Raw genomic sequence first — 16393 nt, forward strand, 5'->3', positions numbered from 1 at the left:
TCGTTGCCAGTGCATAAAGCGGCAGGCCGAAAAGCCTGCCACTGGAACGCTGTAACGTGGCTTACATCAACCGCTTGCGTTCGCTCGAAGGCGCGATTCCGAGGGATTCGCGGTACTTGGCGACGGTGCGGCGAGCCACCTGAATGCCTTGTGCCTCCAGTAAACCAGCGATCTTGCTGTCACTCAACGGCTTTTTCTGATTTTCCGCAGCGACCAGTTTTTTGATGATCGCGCGGATCGCCGTGGACGAGCATTCGCCGCCTTCGGCGGTGCTGACGTGGCTGGAGAAAAAGTATTTCAGCTCATAAATACCGCGCGGGGTATGCATGAATTTTTGCGTGGTCACCCGGGAAATCGTCGATTCGTGCATGCCGACCGCTTCGGCGATGTCATGCAATACCAACGGCTTCATCGCTTCGTCGCCGTATTCGAGGAAACCGCGCTGATGTTCGACGATCTGCGTGGCCACTTTCATCAGGGTTTCGTTGCGGCTCTGCAGGCTCTTGATGAACCAGCGGGCTTCCTGCAATTGATTACGCATGAAGGTGTTGTCGGCGCTGGTGTCGGCACGCTTCACAAAACCGGCGTATTGGGCGTTGACGCGAAGGCGGGGCACCGATTCCTGGTTCAGCTCGACCAGCCAGCGCTCGTTGTCCTTGCGCACGATCACATCGGGAATGACGTATTCGGCTTCGGTCGACTCGATCTGCGAGCCCGGACGCGGATTGAGACTCTGCACCAGTTCGATGACCTGGCGCAGCTCGTCTTCCTTGAGCTTCATCCGGCGCATCAACTGGCTGTAATCGCGGCTGCCGAGCAGGTCGATGTAATCGGCGACGAGGCGCTTGGCCTCGGCCAACCACGGTGTTTTGGCTGGCAACTGGCGAAGTTGCAGCAGCAGGCATTCGCTGAGGTTGCGGGCGCCGATACCGGCGGGCTCGAATTGCTGGATGCGATGCAGGACGGCTTCGATCTCGTCGAGCTCGATGTCCAGTTCAGGATCGAACGCTTCAAGAATTTCTTCGAGTGTTTCGTCCAGATAGCCCTGATTGTTGATGCAGTCGATCAGGGTGACGGCGATCAGGCGATCGGTGTCGGACATCGGCGCCAGGTTCAGTTGCCAGAGCAGATGGCTCTGCAGGCTCTCGCCGGCGGACGTGCGGGTGGTGAAATCCCACTCATCGTCATCGCTGCTCGGCAGGCTACTGGCGCTGGTCTGGTAGACGTCTTCCCAGGCGGTATCTACTGGCAGTTCGTTGGGGATGCGCTCGTTCCATTCGCCATCCTCGAGGTTGTCCACCGTCGGGGCGGTTTCCTGGTAGGAGGGTTCCTGGATTTCGGCGGGCTTCTGTTCGGCGTTGTCGGCCAGAGGATCGGCGTTGTCGAAGTCGTCGCCTTCTTCCTGGCGCTCGAGCATCGGATTGGATTCCAGAGCCTCCTGGATCTCCTGTTGCAGGTCCAGGGTCGACAATTGGAGCAGGCGGATGGCCTGTTGCAGCTGCGGTGTCATCGTCAGCTGCTGGCCCATTCTCAAGACTAGCGATGGTTTCATGGCAGGGGCTTAACACCTTATTCGCCGGCGCTTTGCGCCATCCACTACAGGGCGCCGAAGCGCCAAACTTAAGCAAATTATATGCCTGAAACTGAAGTGTTTGCCTAGAGCGCTGTAACAATTAAAGCGGATAAATGCGCCTTGAATCGATACAGCGCTGTCGCGCTTACAGGCGGAACTCGTGACCCAGATACACTTCCTTGACCAGATCGTTGGCCAGGATGGTCTCGGCATCGCCTTCAGCGATCAGTTGACCGTCGTTGACGATGTAAGCGGTTTCGCAGATATCCAGGGTTTCACGGACGTTGTGGTCGGTGATCAGCACACCGATGCCCTTGGCCTTGAGGTGATGGATGATCTGCTTGATGTCGCCGACCGAGATCGGGTCGACACCGGCGAACGGTTCGTCGAGCAGGATGAATTTCGGCGCAGTGGCCAGGGCACGAGCGATTTCCACTCGGCGGCGCTCACCACCGGACAGGCTCATGCCGAGGTTGTCGCGGATGTGGCTGATGTGGAACTCCTGCAGCAGGCTTTCCAGCTCCTTGCGACGACCGGCCTTGTCGAGCTCCGGGCGTGTCTCAAGGATCGCCATGATGTTGTCGGCGACCGACAGTTTGCGGAAGATCGACGCTTCTTGCGGCAGATAGCCGATACCGGCCTTGGCGCGGCCGTGCATCGGCTGGTGGCTGACGTCCAGATCATCGATCAGCACGCGGCCCTGATCCGCCTGCACCAGGCCGACGATCATGTAGAAGCACGTGGTCTTGCCGGCGCCGTTCGGGCCGAGCAAGCCGACGATCTGCCCGCTGTCGATCGACAGGCTGACGTCACGCACGACCTGGCGGCTTTTATAGGCCTTGGCCAGGTGCTGAGCTTTCAGAGTTGCCATTACTGGGATTTCTCTTCGGTTTTCTTCTTCGGCTGGATCACCATGTCGATGCGCGGACGCGATTCGGTGACCTTGCTGCCCGTGGCGCGACCGGCGCTGGCCAGTTTCTTCACGGTGTCGTAGACGATTTTTTCGCCCTGGGTGACGTTGTTATCCTTGTCGATAACCTTGGCCTTGTCGATCAGCACCACCCGGTTCTGCTGGGCGTGGTATTGAATCGTCACGCCGTAGCCCTTGACCGGGTTGGCGTCGCCCTGGGTCTGCAGCTGCTCGAAGTAAGCAAGGTTGCCCACCGAGGTCACCACGTCGATGTCGCCATTGGGCGCGCGCGTCATGGTCACGGTATTGCCTTTGACGATCATCGAACCCTGGGTAATGATCACGTCACCTTTATAGGTGGCGATGCCATTCTTGTCGTCCAGTTGCGCGTCGTCGGCCTGAATGCGGATAGGCTGCTGCTGATCGTTCGGCAGGGACCAGGCGCTCGCGCTTCCCAGTGCTGCGCCCAGACTGAGCAAAATAGGGAGGGTTTTAACGAGCCTCATACTGTCCTCTTACGTTCGATTGCAGGTGTATCCTGCTGTCCTTCAGGTACGCTTTCATTCCGACGCCAGTCGATACACCGCCAGCGCCCTCGATTCTAACGGGTTGCGCAGTCTGCGCATATTCCTGCTGCGGGAACACGGTCATGCGGGTGCTGGTGATCAGGGTGCCGCGCTGTTTCTCGTCGGTGCGCTGTACGCGTACCGAGTCGATCAATTCCACTTCGGTACCGCCCGAATTCACTTCGCCGCGCTCACTGGTCACGTGCCATGGGAAGTCGGTGCCGCGGTACATGTTCAAATCAGGCTTGGTCACCAGGGTGATATCGGTAGCCTTGACGTGCTCGGCCTTGTCGGAAGTCATCTCGTACTGCACCTTACCGTCGGGCAGGTACTGAATGGTATGCGTGTTGGTCGCGTACCAGTCGATCGGATTCTCGGCAGTCGAGACCGGCGGTTTGTCGAGGAAACGTTCCGGGCTGATGTTCCAATAGCCGACCGCAGCGAAGATTGCCGCGATGCAGCCGAACAGCAGGAAGTTGCGAAACTTTTTGCTAAACATGTTCAGGCTCACAGGTACGCGGCGTTGGCCGCTTCGAGGCGGCCCTGGGCGCGCAGGATCAATTCGCAGAATTCGCGGGCGGCACCTTCGCCGCCACGGGCGCGGGTAACGCCGTGGGCGTGTTCGCGGACGAAATCGGCAGCGTTGGCCACCGCCATGCCCAGCCCTACACGGCGGATCACCGGCAAGTCTGGCAGATCGTCACCCAGATAGGCGACTTCTTCATAGCTTAGGCCCAGTTGCGCGAGCAGGCCGTCGAGCACCACCAGTTTGTCTTCGCGCCCCTGAAACAGATGCGGGATGCCGAGGTTCTTCGCGCGGCGCTCGACCACCGGGGTCTTGCGACCGCTGATGATCGCGGTTTGTACGCCGGCATTCATCAGCATCTTGATGCCCTGGCCGTCGAGGGTGTTGAAGGTCTTGAATTCGCTGCCGTCCTCGAGAAAGTACAGGCGGCCGTCGGTGAGCACACCGTCGACGTCGAACACTGCCAGTTTGATCGCTTTGCCGCGTTGCAGCAGATCGTTGCTCATTACATGACTCCTGCGCGCAGCAGATCGGAGAGGTTGAAGGCGCCGATCGGGCGATCCTCCTCGTCGACGACTACCAGGGCGTTGATTCGATGGTCTTCCATGATTTTCAGGGCTTCGGCGGCGAGCATGTCGGGCCGGGCGGTCTTGCCGTGTGCGGTCATCACCTGATCGATGGTGGCGCTGCGGATGTCGATGGCGCGATCCAGGGTGCGGCGCAAATCACCGTCAGTGAAGATCCCGGCGAGCTTGCCGTCGGCTTCAAGGATAGCGGTCATGCCCAGCCCCTTGCGGGTCATTTCCATCAGCGCGTCTTTGAGCAGGGTGCCGCGTTGTACTTGCGGCAGCTCCTGCCCGGCGTGCATGACGTTTTCCACTTTCAGCAGCAGGCGACGGCCAAGGGCGCCACCCGGATGCGAGAAGGCAAAGTCTTCAGCGGTGAAACCACGCGCTTCCAGCAGGGCCACGGCCAGGGCATCGCCCATTACCAGCGCTGCAGTAGTAGAAGAAGTCGGCGCCAGATTCAACGGGCAGGCTTCATGCTCGACATGCACATTGAGATTGACTTCCGCAGCCTTCGCCAGTGGCGACTGTGGATTACCGGTGACGCTGATCAGCTGGATGCCCAGGCGTTTGATCAACGGCAGCAGAGTCACGATTTCATTGGTCGAGCCAGAGTTCGACAGGGCCAGGATCACGTCGTCGCGGGTGATCATGCCCATGTCGCCGTGGCTGGCTTCGGCCGGATGCACGAAAAACGCCGGGGTGCCGGTGCTGGCCAGGGTGGCGGCGATCTTGTTTCCGATGTGCCCGGATTTGCCCATGCCGACCACGACCACGCGGCCCTTGCTGGCCAGAATCATCTCGCAAGCGCGTACGAAATCGGCGTCGATATGGGCCATCAAGCCTTGGACGGCTTCCACTTCGAGGCGGATGGTGCGTTGTGCCGATTGAATCAGGTCGCGGGTTTTGCTCATGTCAGAATCGTATGGGCCGATGAAAAGGCGGCGATTATAGCGGTTATGTGGCAAAGCCTCACGCAAGTTCGACGTGCTTTGTCATTACTGGTTACCAAAACCCTCTGAAACTCGCTCGGGCCCTCTTCAGTCGGCGATCCTGGCCGGGTTCTCGCTTGGGCGCTCAGCCTTTGCAGTGATATAGTTCGCCGCCAGTTCGGCCTGCCCGGGATGCAGGTGTTTCCGAGGAAAGTCTGGCATCCCAGTGAGAGGCTGCATCGCAAGGAGTTTAGATGAGTGCCGATAACGCCTACGCGGTCGAGCTGAAGGGAGTCTCCTTCAAGCGCGGTGCGCGGAGCATTTTCAATAACGTCGATATCCGCATCCCGCGCGGCAAGGTCACCGGCATCATGGGGCCTTCCGGCTGCGGCAAGACCACGCTGCTGCGCCTGATGGGCGCGCAGTTGCGGCCGTCCGGCGGTGAAGTCTGGGTCAACGGGCAGAACCTGCCGACGCTGTCGCGCAGCGATCTGTTCGATGCGCGCAAGCACATGGGCGTGCTGTTTCAGAGCGGTGCGCTGTTTACCGATCTCGATGTGTTCGAGAACGTGGCCTTTCCGTTGCGGGTGCACACGCAACTGCCGGAAGACATGATCCGCGACATCGTCCTGCTGAAATTGCAGGCGGTGGGGCTGCGTGGCGCCATCGATCTGATGCCGGACGAACTGTCCGGCGGCATGAAGCGCCGCGTGGCGCTGGCCCGGGCGATTGCCCTCGATCCGCAGATTCTCATGTACGACGAGCCCTTCGTGGGCCAGGACCCGATCGCCATGGGCGTGTTGGTGCGCCTGATCCGCCTGCTCAACGATGCACTGGGAATCACCAGCATCGTGGTCTCGCACGACCTGGCGGAAACCGCGAGCATTGCCGACTACATCTATGTCGTGGGCGATGGTCAGGTGCTGGGGCAGGGCACGCCGGATGAGCTGATGAATTCGGATGACCCGCGTATCCGTCAGTTCATGACCGGTGATCCCGATGGCCCGGTGCCGTATCACTTTCCAGCGACGGATTACCGCGCAGATCTTCTGGGGAAGCGTTGATGCGCAGAATTTCATTGATGGAACGCGTGCGTCGGTTCGGCGAATCGGCGATCGACGCGGTCGCGGTGTTTGGTCGAGCGACCCTGTTCCTGTTTCACGCCCTGCTGGGCCGTGGCGGTATCAGCGGTGGTTTCGGCCTGCTGGTCAAGCAGCTGCATTCGGTCGGCGTCATGTCGCTGGTGATCATCGTGGTCTCCGGCATTTTCATTGGCATGGTCCTGGCGTTGCAGGGCTTCAGCATTCTTTCCAGCTATGGTTCAGAGCAGGCGGTGGGGCAGATGGTCGCCCTGACGCTGCTGCGTGAACTGGGGCCGGTGGTCCCCGCGTTGTTGTTTGCCGGGCGCGCCGGTTCGGCGCTGACCGCCGAAATCGGCAACATGAAATCCACCGAGCAGTTGTCCAGCTTGGAAATGATCGGTGTCGATCCGCTCAAGTACATCATTGCCCCGCGCCTGTGGGCCGGCTTCATTTCCCTGCCGGTGCTGGCGATGATCTTCAGCGTCGTCGGCATCTGGGGCGGTTCGTGGGTTGCGGTCGACTGGCTGGGCGTCTACGAAGGCTCGTACTGGGCGAACATGCAGAACAGCGTGACCTTCACCAGCGATGTGCTCAATGGCGTTATCAAGAGTGTTGTTTTCGCCTTTGTGGTGACCTGGATCGCCGTATTCCAAGGCTATGACTGTGAGCCCACTTCCGAGGGGATCAGTCGTGCCACCACCAAGACCGTGGTGTTTGCCTCGCTGGCAGTGCTCGGCCTGGACTTTATTCTGACCGCTTTGATGTTTGGAGATTTCTGATGCAAAACCGCACCCTGGAAATCGGTGTCGGCCTGTTCCTGCTGGCAGGGATCCTGGCTTTGCTGCTGCTCGCCTTGCGCGTCAGCGGCCTGTCTCCGACTTCGTCCACCGACACTTACAAGTTGTATGCGTATTTCGACAATATCGCCGGTCTGACGGTCAGAGCCAAAGTGACCATGGCCGGTGTGACCATCGGCAAGGTCACCGCTATCGATCTGGATCGCGACAGCTTCACCGGTCGGGTCACGCTGCAAGTGGATAAAAAGGTCGACAACCTGCCGGTCGATTCCACAGCGTCTATCCTCACCGCGGGTCTGCTGGGCGAGAAATACATCGGTATCAGCGTCGGCGGCGAAGACACCCAGTTGAAAGACGGTGGAACCATCCACGACACGCAGTCGTCACTGGTACTGGAAGACCTGATCGGTAAATTCCTGCTCAATACCGTTAGCAAAGACGCCAAATGAGGAGCTTTTGAATGATCTCTATCTTGCGACGTGGCCTGTTGGTGTTGCTCGCGGCCCTGCCGTTGATGGCTAACGCTGCACCGGGGCAATCGGCTCATGACCTGATTCAGGACACCACGAACCGGATGCTTGCCGATTTGCAGGCGAACAAAGAGAAGTACAAGCAGGATCCGCAGGATTTCTATGCGGCGCTGAACAACATTGTCGGTCCGGTGGTGGATGCCGAGGGCATCTCCAAAAGCATCATGACCGTGAAGTATTCGCGCAAGGCCACGCCTGAGCAGATGCAGCGCTTTCAGGAAAACTTCAAGCGCGGTCTGTTCCAGTTCTACGGCAACGCGCTGCTGGAATACAACAACCAGGGCATCACCGTTGACCCGGCCAAAGACGAATCGGGCGAGCGCACCAGTGTCAACATGACCGTCAAGGGCAGCAACGGCGCGATCTATCCGGTGCAGTACACGCTTGAGAAGATCAGCGGCGAGTGGAAGCTGCGCAACGTGATCATCAATGGCATCAACATTGGCAAGCTGTTCCGTGACCAGTTCGCCGACGCCATGCAGCGCAATGGCAACGATCTGGACAAGACCATCGATGGCTGGGCCGGTGAAGTCGCCAAGGCCAAGCAGGAAACCGACAAAGCCGCCGCGAAGCCAGCGCAATGAGTGAGGCGGCAGTGCGTATGAGTGATGTTGACGAGCTGCTGCTCAGTGGCGTGCTGGATTACCGCACCGGGCCCGACCTGCGCAAGGAAGGGCAGGCGCTGATCAAGTCGAGCAAGGCGTCGGCGCTGGTCATCGATTGTTCGGCGGTGCAGAAGTCCAGCAGCGTCGGCCTGTCGTTGCTGCTGTGCTTCATGCGTGATGCGCAGGCGGCCGGCAAGGCCGTCAGCATTCGCGCGATGCCTGACGACATGCGCGAAATCGCTCAGGTCAGTGAACTGACCGAGTTGTTGGCGCAACCCTGAACCATCATCTATAAAGAAGCCCCCCGTCAGAGTCCTGCGTTGCGGGGTTCGCAGGCGCGGGGCTTTTTTGTATGATGTCCGACCCGTGCGCACAGGGCGCCGATTGAGGTTGAGCATGCAGGCCGTAGAAGTGAAGAGCTTCCTTGAAGGAAAGCTGCCAGGAACGCTGGTAGAAGTTGAAGGCGAAGGCTGCAACTTCCAGCTGAACGTGATCAGCGATGAACTGGCGGCGTTGAGCCCGGTGAAGCGTCAGCAGCAGGTCTATGCCCATTTGAACCCATGGATCACCGATGGCAGCATCCATGCGGTCACTATGAAATTTTTCAGCCGCGCGGCCTGGGCCGAGCGCACCTGAGCCCTAGGGCGTCGAGATACTAATGGATAAATTGATTATTACCGGTGGCGCTCGTCTTGATGGCGAGATCCGCATTTCCGGCGCGAAGAACTCCGCCCTGCCGATTCTGGCCGCGACCTTGCTGTGCGATGGCCCGGTCACCGTTGGCAATCTGCCGCACCTGCACGACATCACCACCATGATCGAGCTGTTCGGGCGCATGGGCATCGAGCCGGTGATCGACGAGAAGCTCAGCGTTGAAATCGATCCGCGCACCATCAAGACCCTGATCGCGCCGTACGAACTGGTGAAAACCATGCGTGCGTCGATCCTTGTGCTCGGCCCGATGGTCGCGCGTTTCGGTGAAGCCGAAGTCGCGCTGCCTGGCGGCTGCGCCATCGGTTCGCGTCCGGTCGACCTGCACATCCGTGGTCTGGAAGCCATGGGCGCGGTCATCGACGTCGAAGGCGGCTACATCAAGGCCAAGGCGCCTGAGGGTGGCCTGCGCGGCGCGCACTTCTTCTTCGACACCGTCAGCGTGACCGGTACCGAGAACATCATGATGGCCGCTGCTCTGGCCAAAGGTCGCAGCGTGTTGCAGAACGCCGCCCGCGAACCTGAAGTGGTCGACCTGGCGAACTTCCTCAATGCCATGGGCGCCAAGGTTTCCGGTGCTGGCACCGACACCATCACCATCGATGGCGTCGAGCGTCTGGGTTCGGCTTTCTACAAGGTCATGCCTGACCGTATCGAAACCGGCACCTACCTGGTCGCTGCTGCCGTGACCGGTGGCCGCGTCAAGGTCAAGGACACCGATCCGACCATCCTCGAAGCGGTACTGGAAAAGCTGCGTGAAGCCGGTGCGGAAATCACCTGCGGTGAAGACTGGATCGAGCTGAACATGCACGGCAAGCGCCCGAAAGCGGTCAACGTGCGCACCGCGCCGTACCCGGCGTTCCCGACCGACATGCAGGCTCAGTTCATCTCGCTCAACGCCATTGCCGAAGGCACTGGTGCGGTGATCGAGACGATCTTCGAAAACCGTTTCATGCACGTGTACGAGCTGCACCGCATGGGCGCGCATATCCAGGTTGAAGGCAACACCGCGATCGTCACCGGTATCGAGAAGCTCAAGGGCGCGCCAGTCATGGCCACCGACCTGCGCGCATCGGCCAGTCTGGTGATCTCGGCACTGGTTGCCGAAGGCGACACGCTGATCGACCGCATCTACCACATCGACCGTGGTTACGAGTGCATCGAAGAAAAACTGCAAATGCTGGGTGCCAAGATCCGCCGCGTTCCGGGCTGATCGCTGCATCGGGACACAGGGACGTGTCCACTGAATTCGTTTCGAGTCGAGGGTGTACGCACCCTCGATGTGTGTCCGGCGCCGATTGCGACCGGGCATGAGTACCTTGATAAGGACTGACGTTTCCCATGTTGACCATCGCACTGTCCAAGGGCCGCATCCTTGACGACACTTTGCCGCTTCTCGCTGAAGCGGGCATCGTGCCGACCGAGAATCCGGACAAGAGCCGCAAGCTGATCATTCCCACGACCCAGGACGACGTGCGTCTGCTGATCGTGCGTGCCACCGACGTGCCGACCTATGTCGAGCATGGCGCGGCCGACCTCGGCGTCGCCGGTAAGGACGTGCTGATGGAATACAGCGGCCAGGGCCTGTACGAGCCGCTGGACCTGCAGATCGCCCAGTGCAAGCTGATGACCGCCGGCAAGATCGGCGCGGCCGAGCCCAAGGGCCGTCTGCGCGTGGCGACCAAGTTCGTCAACGTTGCCAAGCGTTATTACGCCGAGCAGGGCCGTCAGGTCGACATCATCAAGCTGTACGGCTCGATGGAGCTGGCGCCGCTGATCGGGCTGGCCGACAAGATCATCGACGTGGTCGACACCGGTAACACCCTGCGCGCCAACGGCCTGGAGCCACAGGAACTGATCGCCACGATCAGCTCGCGTCTGGTCGTCAACAAGGCTTCAATGAAAATGCAGCACGCCCGAATCCAGGCGTTGATCGATACCCTGCGCAACGCAGTGGAATCGCGACACCGCGGCTGATCTACCTGCGCGGCCCGAGGCCGCGCCGTCTATCCGCCTCATAGCCAGAATTCTCAGGTGCCCAAGCGGATCGAATGCTAGTTTCGGGCGCCTGAGTTATTTGCCATTCCTATGAGGCTCTCGCTATGACCGCAACCACTGCAATTCGCCGACTCAACGCTGCTGACCCGGATTTCGCGCATCATCTGGATCATCTGCTGAGCTGGGAAAGTGTGTCTGACGACTCGGTCAATCAGCGCGTGCTGGACATCATCAAGGCTGTGCGCGAGCGCGGTGACGCGGCGCTGGTCGAGTTCACCCAGAAATTCGACGGCCTCGAAGTCGCCTCGATGGCCGACCTGATCCTGCCGCGCGAGCGTCTCGAACTGGCCTTGACCCGCATCACGGTGCCGCAACGCGAGGCTCTGGAAAAAGCCGCCGCCCGCGTGCGCAGCTATCACGAAAAACAGAAGCAGGATTCCTGGAGCTACACCGAGGCTGACGGCACCGTGCTTGGTCAGAAAGTCACGCCACTGGATCGCGCAGGCCTGTACGTGCCGGGCGGCAAGGCCTCGTATCCATCGTCGGTATTGATGAACGCGATTCCGGCGAAGGTGGCCGGCGTGACCGAAGTGGTCATGGTCGTGCCGACCCCGCGCGGTGAAATCAACGAGCTGGTGCTGGCCGCTGCCTGCATCGCCGGTGTCGACCGCGTGTTCACCATCGGCGGCGCGCAAGCGGTTGCCGCACTGGCCTATGGCACCGAAAGCGTGCCGCGTGTCGACAAGGTTGTCGGCCCAGGCAACATCTATGTGGCCACGGCCAAGCGCCACGTGTTCGGCCAGGTCGGCATCGACATGATCGCCGGCCCTTCGGAAATTCTTGTGGTCTGCGACGGCCAGACCGATCCGGACTGGATCGCCATGGACCTGTTCTCTCAGGCTGAGCACGACGAAGACGCGCAAGCGATTCTGGTCAGCCCCGACGCCGAGTTCCTCGACAAGGTGGCTGCGAGCATCGACAAACTGCTGCCGACCATGGACCGCGCTACCATCATCGAAACTTCGATCAATGGCCGTGGTGCGCTGATTCAGGTGAGCGACATGGCCCAAGCCATCGAAGTCGCCAACCGCATTGCCCCGGAACACCTGGAATTGTCGGTCGCCGATCCACAAGCCTGGCTGCCGCAGATCCGCCACGCCGGTGCGATCTTCATGGGCCGCCACACTTCCGAAGCGTTGGGCGATTACTGCGCCGGTCCGAACCACGTGTTGCCGACTTCCGGCACCGCGCGCTTCTCCTCGCCACTGGGCGTCTATGACTTCCAGAAGCGCTCGTCGATCATTTTCTGCTCCGAGGCCGGAGCTTCCGAGCTGGGCAAAACAGCATCGGTACTGGCCCGTGGTGAATCGCTGAGCGCCCACGCACGCAGCGCCGAATACCGCATCAAAGACCAAGACTTTCTGAAAGGGCAGGGGAACTGAGCGATGAGTAAATTCTGGAGCCCGTTCGTCAAGGATCTGGTGCCCTACGTGCCGGGCGAACAGCCGAAGCTGACCAAACTGGTCAAGCTCAATACCAACGAAAATCCGTATGGCCCGTCGCCAAAAGCGCTGGCGGCGATGCAAGCCGAGCTCAACGACAACCTGCGCCTGTATCCAGACCCGAACAGTGATCTGCTGAAAAACGCCGTGGCCGAATATTACGGCGTGCAAACCAGTCAGGTGTTCCTCGGCAACGGTTCGGACGAAGTGCTCGCACACATCTTTCACGGCTTGCTGCAACACGATCAGCCGCTGCTGTTCCCGGACATCAGCTACAGCTTCTATCCGGTCTACTGCGGTCTGTACGGCATTGAATTCGATGCGGTGCCACTGGATGCGCAGTTCCAGATCGATCCGGCCGACTACGCCAAACCGAATGGCGGGATCATTTTTCCCAACCCGAACGCGCCGACCGGGTGCCTGATGGCGCTGGACGCGGTCGAGCAAATCCTCAAGGCCAGTCCTGATTCGGTCGTAGTCGTTGACGAGGCGTACATCGACTTCGGCGGCGACACGGCGATCAGTCTGGTGGATCGCTATCCGAACCTGCTGGTGACGCAGACTCTGTCCAAGTCACGCTCGCTGGCCGGCCTGCGTGTCGGTCTGGCGGTAGGGCATCCGGACCTGATCGAGGCGCTGGAGCGGATCAAGAACAGCTTCAACTCCTATCCACTGGATCGTTTGGCGATTGTCGGCGCGGCGGCGGCTTTTGAGGATCGCGAGTATTTCGACAAGACCTGTCGTCAGGTGATCGAGAGCCGCGAATGGGTGGTGGCGCAGTTGCAGGCAAAAGGCTTTGAAGTGCTGCCGTCGGCGGCCAACTTCATCTTCGCTCGCCACCCGAAGCATGATGCGGCGGGCCTGGCGGCCAAGCTGCGCGAGCAGGGCGTGATCGTGCGGCACTTCAAGCAGGAGCGGATTGCGCAGTTCCTGCGGATATCGGTGGGTACGCCGGAGCAGAATCAGGCGTTGATCGACGGCCTTGGCGACCTCTAAAAGCAAAAGCCCCTCACCCTAGCCCTCTCCCAGAGGGAGAGGGGACTGAATGGGGAATATTGCAGAATTTCACCGACCTGAATTTGGTTTACCGAATCCATAATCGACTCGGTCTTTCAGGTCGATGTATCCCGCAAGACAACTCGGTCGGCTCCCTCTCCCTCTGGGAGAGGGCTGGGGTGAGGGTGTGCTTTTATTCGTGATGCGGCTCGCCAAGGAATGTCAGCGAACTGAACAACCCACGACTGTCCACATCCGCGCTGTCCCTCACCGGCACCTCGACCTGCGCCGCAATCACATTCAACCCTTCATTACGCACCAGCACCTGCGCACGCCCATCCTTGTCGGTCTCGGTGCTCAGGGTGTTTGGCGCGCTGCGATAGTCGCCATACAACTTCACCCCCGCCGCCGGTTTGCCATCGAGCAGCACCCGCACCGGTAACGATTTACCCGGCCCGACCGTCAGCGGATCAACCTCCGGCAGGATCAGCAGTTTGATCTGCTCCAGTTTCGGCAACTTCGTCCCCGGCTGATAGATCGCCAGGCTGTACTTGAACGTCTGCGTGGCCTCGGTGGCGCCGGGCACTTTGCTGCGTCCTTCGTTGACCCACTTCTTGTCTGCCGTCTGCGACCACATGCCGTTGTTCAGCGCCACGGCCATCACCGCCGGCGGCTTCAATGGTTTCAAACGGGCATGATCGGCCAGGCGCTCGACGCTGACCGGGATCATTTTGCCGCTTGCGTCATAAGCCCAGGCACCGCTGATTTTCTGCGCCTTGAAGGCGTTGTCTTCGGCGCCGTGGCCGTAGATCACTTCGATGTTGCCGCGTCGTTCCTCTGTCCACAGGCCGTGCGCCGACACCTGACCGGTGAACAGCGCAGCGATGAGCAGAAGGGATTTGCCGTAGTGCATGGTGACGTCCTTTTACAGGTTGAGTGTCAGGCTGACGGTGAAATTGCGTGGCTCGCCGGGATTGACCCAGTAGTTGCTGTAGGAGCGCTCGTAGTATTTCTCGTCGAAGATGTTGTTCAGGTTCAGGCCGACCGTGACGTTGTCGCTGGCCTTGTAATGCGCGAGCAAGTCGACGGTCTGGTAGGCCGGCAATTCGAAGTCGCTGCCGGATTCGCCCGAGCGATCGCCGACGTAGGTGAACGCTGCACCGACGTCTGAACCGCGCAGTCGGCCATCCTGAAATTCATAAACACCCAGCAGACTGCCGCTGCGTTTGGCCACGCCGAGGATGCGGCTGCCGGTGGGAATGGTCGCGTCGCCCTTGGTCACCTCGGCATCGATGTAGGCGAAGGCGCCGATGACCCGCACTGCGTCGGTTACCTGACCGCTCACTTGCCAATCGAAACCCTGACTGCGCGCCTTGCCCATGGCGCGGCTGGTGTCGGTGCCCGGATCGAGGGCGAGAACGTTTTCCTTGTCGATGTGGAAGAAGGCGAGGGTGCTGCTCACGCGCTCATCGAACAGTTCGTTTTTGATCCCCACTTCGTAACCGACACCTTCTTCCGGGTCGAAGGATTTGCCGGAGGCATCCAGGCCGTTGTTCGGTTTGAACGAGGTCGAGGCGTTGGCGAACAGGCCGGTGTTCGGCGTGAGCTGATAGAGCAGGCCGGCGCGTTGAGTCAGCGCGTCGTGGCGCTGCTGGCTTTTGGCGTTGCGGCTGTGATCGTCGATGCGTTGATCGAAGTGCTCGAAGCGCGCGCCAACCATGCCGCGCAGCTTGTCGGTGAAGATGATCTGGTCCTGCAGATTCAGCGCATGAGTTTCGACGTGTTCGAAAAAGTCGGTGCCCGAGCGTGCGCCATTGGGTTTCGGCTGGCCGTAGACCGGCTTATAGATGTCGATGGCGTAGGGGCCGCCAGCAATGGTGGTGACGCGTTCGTCCTTGCGGTAATTCTCGTACTCGGTGCCGATCAGCAATTCATGCTGCCACGGCCCGAGGTCGAACAGACCGCGCAGTTCCAGTTGGGTGATGCTGTCGTGCCAACTCGTGTCGCGTTCGCGCAAGCGGCGGTTGACCGTGTGGCCGTCGGCGTTCAGCGGTCGTGCTTCGGAAGCGTCGCCCCAGAGCTTGCCTTCCTTGTAGTGACTGGCCAGGCGCAGCTTCCAGCTGTCGTTCAGATGGTGCTCAAGGGTGGCCTGGAGCAGGTTGTTATGGTTGTCGATGTTGCCGTCGTCGGGCTCGCCGAGGAAGGTCGAGCGCGATACGCCGCTCCACTTGTTGTTCGGCGCCACTACGCCACGATCGAACGTCGAGTTGTGACGGACGATTTCGCTTTCCACCAGCAGCGAGGTATCCGGGTTCAACTGCCAACTGATCGAGGGCGCGACGAATACCCGCTGGCTGTCGACGTGGTCGCGAAAGCTTTTGTTGTCTTCTACGGCGAGGTTGATGCGCGAGAGCACATCGCCCTGATCATCAAGGGGCGTGTTGACGTCCAGCGCGGTGCGATAGCGATCCCAACTCCCGGCGCTGGTTTGCACAGTGGCGAACGCTTCGGGCTGCGGCTTCTTGGTGACGATGTTCACCGTGCCGCCGGGATCACCCCGGCCGTACAGGCTGGCGGCCGGGCCTTTGAGCACTTCGATGCGCTCGATGTTCGCTGCATCCGGCGTGCTCGGGTAACCGCGATTGGCGCTGAAACCATCCTTGTAGAACTCCGAGGTGGTGAAGCCGCGCACGCTGTATTCGTACAGGGTCAGGCCGCCGAAGTTGTTCTGCTTCGACACGCCGCCGGCAAAATCCAGCGCGCGTTCAACGCTGGTGCTGCCCAGATCCGAGAGCACACTGGCCGGAACGACGCTGATGGCTTGTGGGATATCGCGAATCGCCGTGTCGGTTTTGGTCGCACTGGCCGAGCGAGTCGCGCGATAACCGCTGACCGGGCCGGTGGGGGATTCATAGTCGGAAGTGACGCTGATGGCTTCCAGTTCAACGGGCTGCGGCTCATCGGCGAAGGCGGGATCGCAGAGCAAACCCAGAGTCAGGCCCAACAGCGAGGCCTTTTTGCGAGACGACATGTTATGTTGTTCCAATTGCTAGAATTGAAACAATATAACATGCCTGTTGAGAATGTCTGCTATTCGCG

At 60.3% G+C, this 16393-nt stretch carries 18 protein-coding genes; 10 read left to right on the forward strand and 8 right to left on the reverse strand.

Annotated features, from left to right (window positions below):
• Positions 1–61: 61 nt before the first annotated feature.
• The 6 genes from OC605_RS20385 to OC605_RS20410 all read right to left on the reverse strand — a co-directional run bounded on the left by OC605_RS20385 (position 62) and on the right by OC605_RS20410 (position 5055).
• Positions 62–1552, reverse strand: coding sequence for an RNA polymerase factor sigma-54 (locus tag OC605_RS20385; RefSeq protein ID WP_186568086.1), 1491 nt, complete (start codon positions 1550–1552; stop codon positions 62–64).
• Positions 1553–1718: 166 nt separating this feature from the next.
• Positions 1719–2444: an LPS export ABC transporter ATP-binding protein gene (gene lptB / locus OC605_RS20390; protein WP_024011621.1), complete on the reverse strand. Its 726-nt coding sequence runs from the start codon at positions 2442–2444 to the stop codon at positions 1719–1721.
• On the reverse strand, positions 2444–2989 hold the full coding sequence (lptA, locus tag OC605_RS20395) for a lipopolysaccharide transport periplasmic protein LptA (RefSeq protein WP_016771679.1): 546 nt from the start codon (positions 2987–2989) through the stop codon (positions 2444–2446). The genes lptB and lptA overlap by 1 nt, the downstream gene beginning before the upstream one ends.
• Positions 2976–3548 carry an LPS export ABC transporter periplasmic protein LptC gene (gene lptC, locus OC605_RS20400; protein WP_133334732.1) on the reverse strand — a complete coding sequence of 191 codons (573 nt, stop codon included), beginning with the start codon at positions 3546–3548 and terminating at the stop codon, positions 2976–2978. The genes lptA and lptC overlap by 14 nt, the downstream gene beginning before the upstream one ends.
• 8 nt (positions 3549–3556) lie before the next feature.
• Positions 3557–4081, reverse strand: coding sequence for a KdsC family phosphatase (locus tag OC605_RS20405; RefSeq protein WP_016771677.1), 525 nt, complete (start codon positions 4079–4081; stop codon positions 3557–3559).
• Positions 4081–5055 carry a KpsF/GutQ family sugar-phosphate isomerase gene (locus OC605_RS20410; protein WP_039759372.1) on the reverse strand — a complete coding sequence of 325 codons (975 nt, stop codon included), beginning with the start codon at positions 5053–5055 and terminating at the stop codon, positions 4081–4083. Before OC605_RS20410 ends, OC605_RS20405 begins: the two co-directional genes overlap by 1 nt.
• 272 nt (positions 5056–5327) lie before the next feature.
• Between OC605_RS20410 and OC605_RS20415 the strand changes: the two genes are divergently transcribed.
• The 10 genes from OC605_RS20415 to hisC all read left to right on the forward strand — a co-directional run bounded on the left by OC605_RS20415 (position 5328) and on the right by hisC (position 13294).
• Positions 5328–6137: an ATP-binding cassette domain-containing protein gene (locus OC605_RS20415; RefSeq protein ID WP_056782943.1), complete on the forward strand. Its 810-nt coding sequence runs from the start codon at positions 5328–5330 to the stop codon at positions 6135–6137.
• Entirely contained in the window at positions 6137–6934 is a 798-nt protein-coding gene (mlaE, locus tag OC605_RS20420) for a lipid asymmetry maintenance ABC transporter permease subunit MlaE (protein ID WP_262139110.1), read from the forward strand. The genes OC605_RS20415 and mlaE overlap by 1 nt, the downstream gene beginning before the upstream one ends.
• Entirely contained in the window at positions 6934–7401 is a 468-nt protein-coding gene (mlaD, locus tag OC605_RS20425) for an outer membrane lipid asymmetry maintenance protein MlaD (protein WP_016771673.1), read from the forward strand. Before mlaE ends, mlaD begins: the two co-directional genes overlap by 1 nt.
• Before the next feature lie 11 nt (positions 7402–7412).
• On the forward strand, positions 7413–8066 hold the full coding sequence (locus tag OC605_RS20430; protein WP_110603726.1) for a phospholipid-binding protein MlaC: 654 nt from the start codon (positions 7413–7415) through the stop codon (positions 8064–8066).
• Positions 8063–8368 carry a lipid asymmetry maintenance protein MlaB gene (locus OC605_RS20435; RefSeq protein ID WP_186568088.1) on the forward strand — a complete coding sequence of 102 codons (306 nt, stop codon included), beginning with the start codon at positions 8063–8065 and terminating at the stop codon, positions 8366–8368. Before OC605_RS20430 ends, OC605_RS20435 begins: the two co-directional genes overlap by 4 nt.
• A gap of 115 nt (positions 8369–8483) precedes the next feature.
• Positions 8484–8723, forward strand: a complete 240-nt coding sequence (locus OC605_RS20440; protein WP_016771670.1) for a BolA family protein — start codon at positions 8484–8486, stop codon at positions 8721–8723.
• Positions 8724–8745: 22 nt separating this feature from the next.
• The gene (gene murA, locus OC605_RS20445; protein ID WP_016771669.1) at positions 8746–10011 is read left to right on the forward strand and encodes a UDP-N-acetylglucosamine 1-carboxyvinyltransferase; all 1266 of its coding nucleotides are present in this window, start codon (positions 8746–8748) and stop codon (positions 10009–10011) included.
• Positions 10012–10139: 128 nt separating this feature from the next.
• Positions 10140–10775, forward strand: a complete 636-nt coding sequence (hisG, locus tag OC605_RS20450; protein WP_016771668.1) for an ATP phosphoribosyltransferase — start codon at positions 10140–10142, stop codon at positions 10773–10775.
• 125 nt (positions 10776–10900) lie between these two features.
• Positions 10901–12238 carry a histidinol dehydrogenase gene (hisD, locus tag OC605_RS20455; RefSeq protein ID WP_016771667.1) on the forward strand — a complete coding sequence of 446 codons (1338 nt, stop codon included), beginning with the start codon at positions 10901–10903 and terminating at the stop codon, positions 12236–12238.
• 3 nt (positions 12239–12241) lie between these two features.
• Entirely contained in the window at positions 12242–13294 is a 1053-nt protein-coding gene (hisC, locus tag OC605_RS20460; RefSeq protein ID WP_262139115.1) for a histidinol-phosphate transaminase, read from the forward strand.
• A gap of 193 nt (positions 13295–13487) precedes the next feature.
• Here the strand turns inward: hisC and OC605_RS20465 are convergent, their stop codons facing one another.
• Positions 13488–14207 (reverse strand): DUF4198 domain-containing protein, encoded by a 720-nt coding sequence (locus OC605_RS20465; RefSeq protein WP_262139117.1) that lies wholly within the window; start codon positions 14205–14207, stop codon positions 13488–13490.
• A 12-nt stretch (positions 14208–14219) separates the two neighbouring features.
• Complete coding sequence (locus OC605_RS20470) at positions 14220–16325, reverse strand: TonB-dependent siderophore receptor (RefSeq protein ID WP_262139119.1); 2106 nt, start codon at positions 16323–16325, stop codon at positions 14220–14222.
• Positions 16326–16393 lie beyond the last annotated feature (68 nt).

The sequence above is a fragment of the Pseudomonas sp. Marseille-Q5117 genome (assembly GCF_946901175.1).
Taxonomy (GTDB): Bacteria; Pseudomonadota; Gammaproteobacteria; order Pseudomonadales; family Pseudomonadaceae; genus Aquipseudomonas; species Aquipseudomonas iranensis.

Bases quoted from the DNA above. Each gene is read 5' to 3' on its own strand.
- OC605_RS20415 (WP_056782943.1), top strand. From the start codon at position 5,328: ATGAGTGCCGATAACGCCTACGCGGTCGAGCTGAAGGGAGTCTCCTTC.
- murA (WP_016771669.1), top strand. From the start codon at position 8,746: ATGGATAAATTGATTATTACCGGTGGCGCTCGTCTTGATGGCGAGATC.
- OC605_RS20385 (WP_186568086.1), bottom strand. From the start codon at position 1,552: ATGAAACCATCGCTAGTCTTGAGAATGGGCCAGCAGCTGACGATGACA.
- hisC (WP_262139115.1), top strand. From the start codon at position 12,242: ATGAGTAAATTCTGGAGCCCGTTCGTCAAGGATCTGGTGCCCTACGTG.
- OC605_RS20470 (WP_262139119.1), bottom strand. From the start codon at position 16,325: ATGTCGTCTCGCAAAAAGGCCTCGCTGTTGGGCCTGACTCTGGGTTTG.
- OC605_RS20405 (WP_016771677.1), bottom strand. From the start codon at position 4,081: ATGAGCAACGATCTGCTGCAACGCGGCAAAGCGATCAAACTGGCAGTG.
- OC605_RS20410 (WP_039759372.1), bottom strand. From the start codon at position 5,055: ATGAGCAAAACCCGCGACCTGATTCAATCGGCACAACGCACCATCCGC.
- OC605_RS20430 (WP_110603726.1), top strand. From the start codon at position 7,413: ATGATCTCTATCTTGCGACGTGGCCTGTTGGTGTTGCTCGCGGCCCTG.
- mlaE (WP_262139110.1), top strand. From the start codon at position 6,137: ATGCGCAGAATTTCATTGATGGAACGCGTGCGTCGGTTCGGCGAATCG.
- hisD (WP_016771667.1), top strand. From the start codon at position 10,901: ATGACCGCAACCACTGCAATTCGCCGACTCAACGCTGCTGACCCGGAT.
- lptC (WP_133334732.1), bottom strand. From the start codon at position 3,548: ATGTTTAGCAAAAAGTTTCGCAACTTCCTGCTGTTCGGCTGCATCGCG.
- OC605_RS20435 (WP_186568088.1), top strand. From the start codon at position 8,063: ATGAGTGAGGCGGCAGTGCGTATGAGTGATGTTGACGAGCTGCTGCTC.
- OC605_RS20440 (WP_016771670.1), top strand. From the start codon at position 8,484: ATGCAGGCCGTAGAAGTGAAGAGCTTCCTTGAAGGAAAGCTGCCAGGA.
- lptA (WP_016771679.1), bottom strand. From the start codon at position 2,989: ATGAGGCTCGTTAAAACCCTCCCTATTTTGCTCAGTCTGGGCGCAGCA.
- OC605_RS20465 (WP_262139117.1), bottom strand. From the start codon at position 14,207: ATGCACTACGGCAAATCCCTTCTGCTCATCGCTGCGCTGTTCACCGGT.
- mlaD (WP_016771673.1), top strand. From the start codon at position 6,934: ATGCAAAACCGCACCCTGGAAATCGGTGTCGGCCTGTTCCTGCTGGCA.
- hisG (WP_016771668.1), top strand. From the start codon at position 10,140: ATGTTGACCATCGCACTGTCCAAGGGCCGCATCCTTGACGACACTTTG.
- lptB (WP_024011621.1), bottom strand. From the start codon at position 2,444: ATGGCAACTCTGAAAGCTCAGCACCTGGCCAAGGCCTATAAAAGCCGC.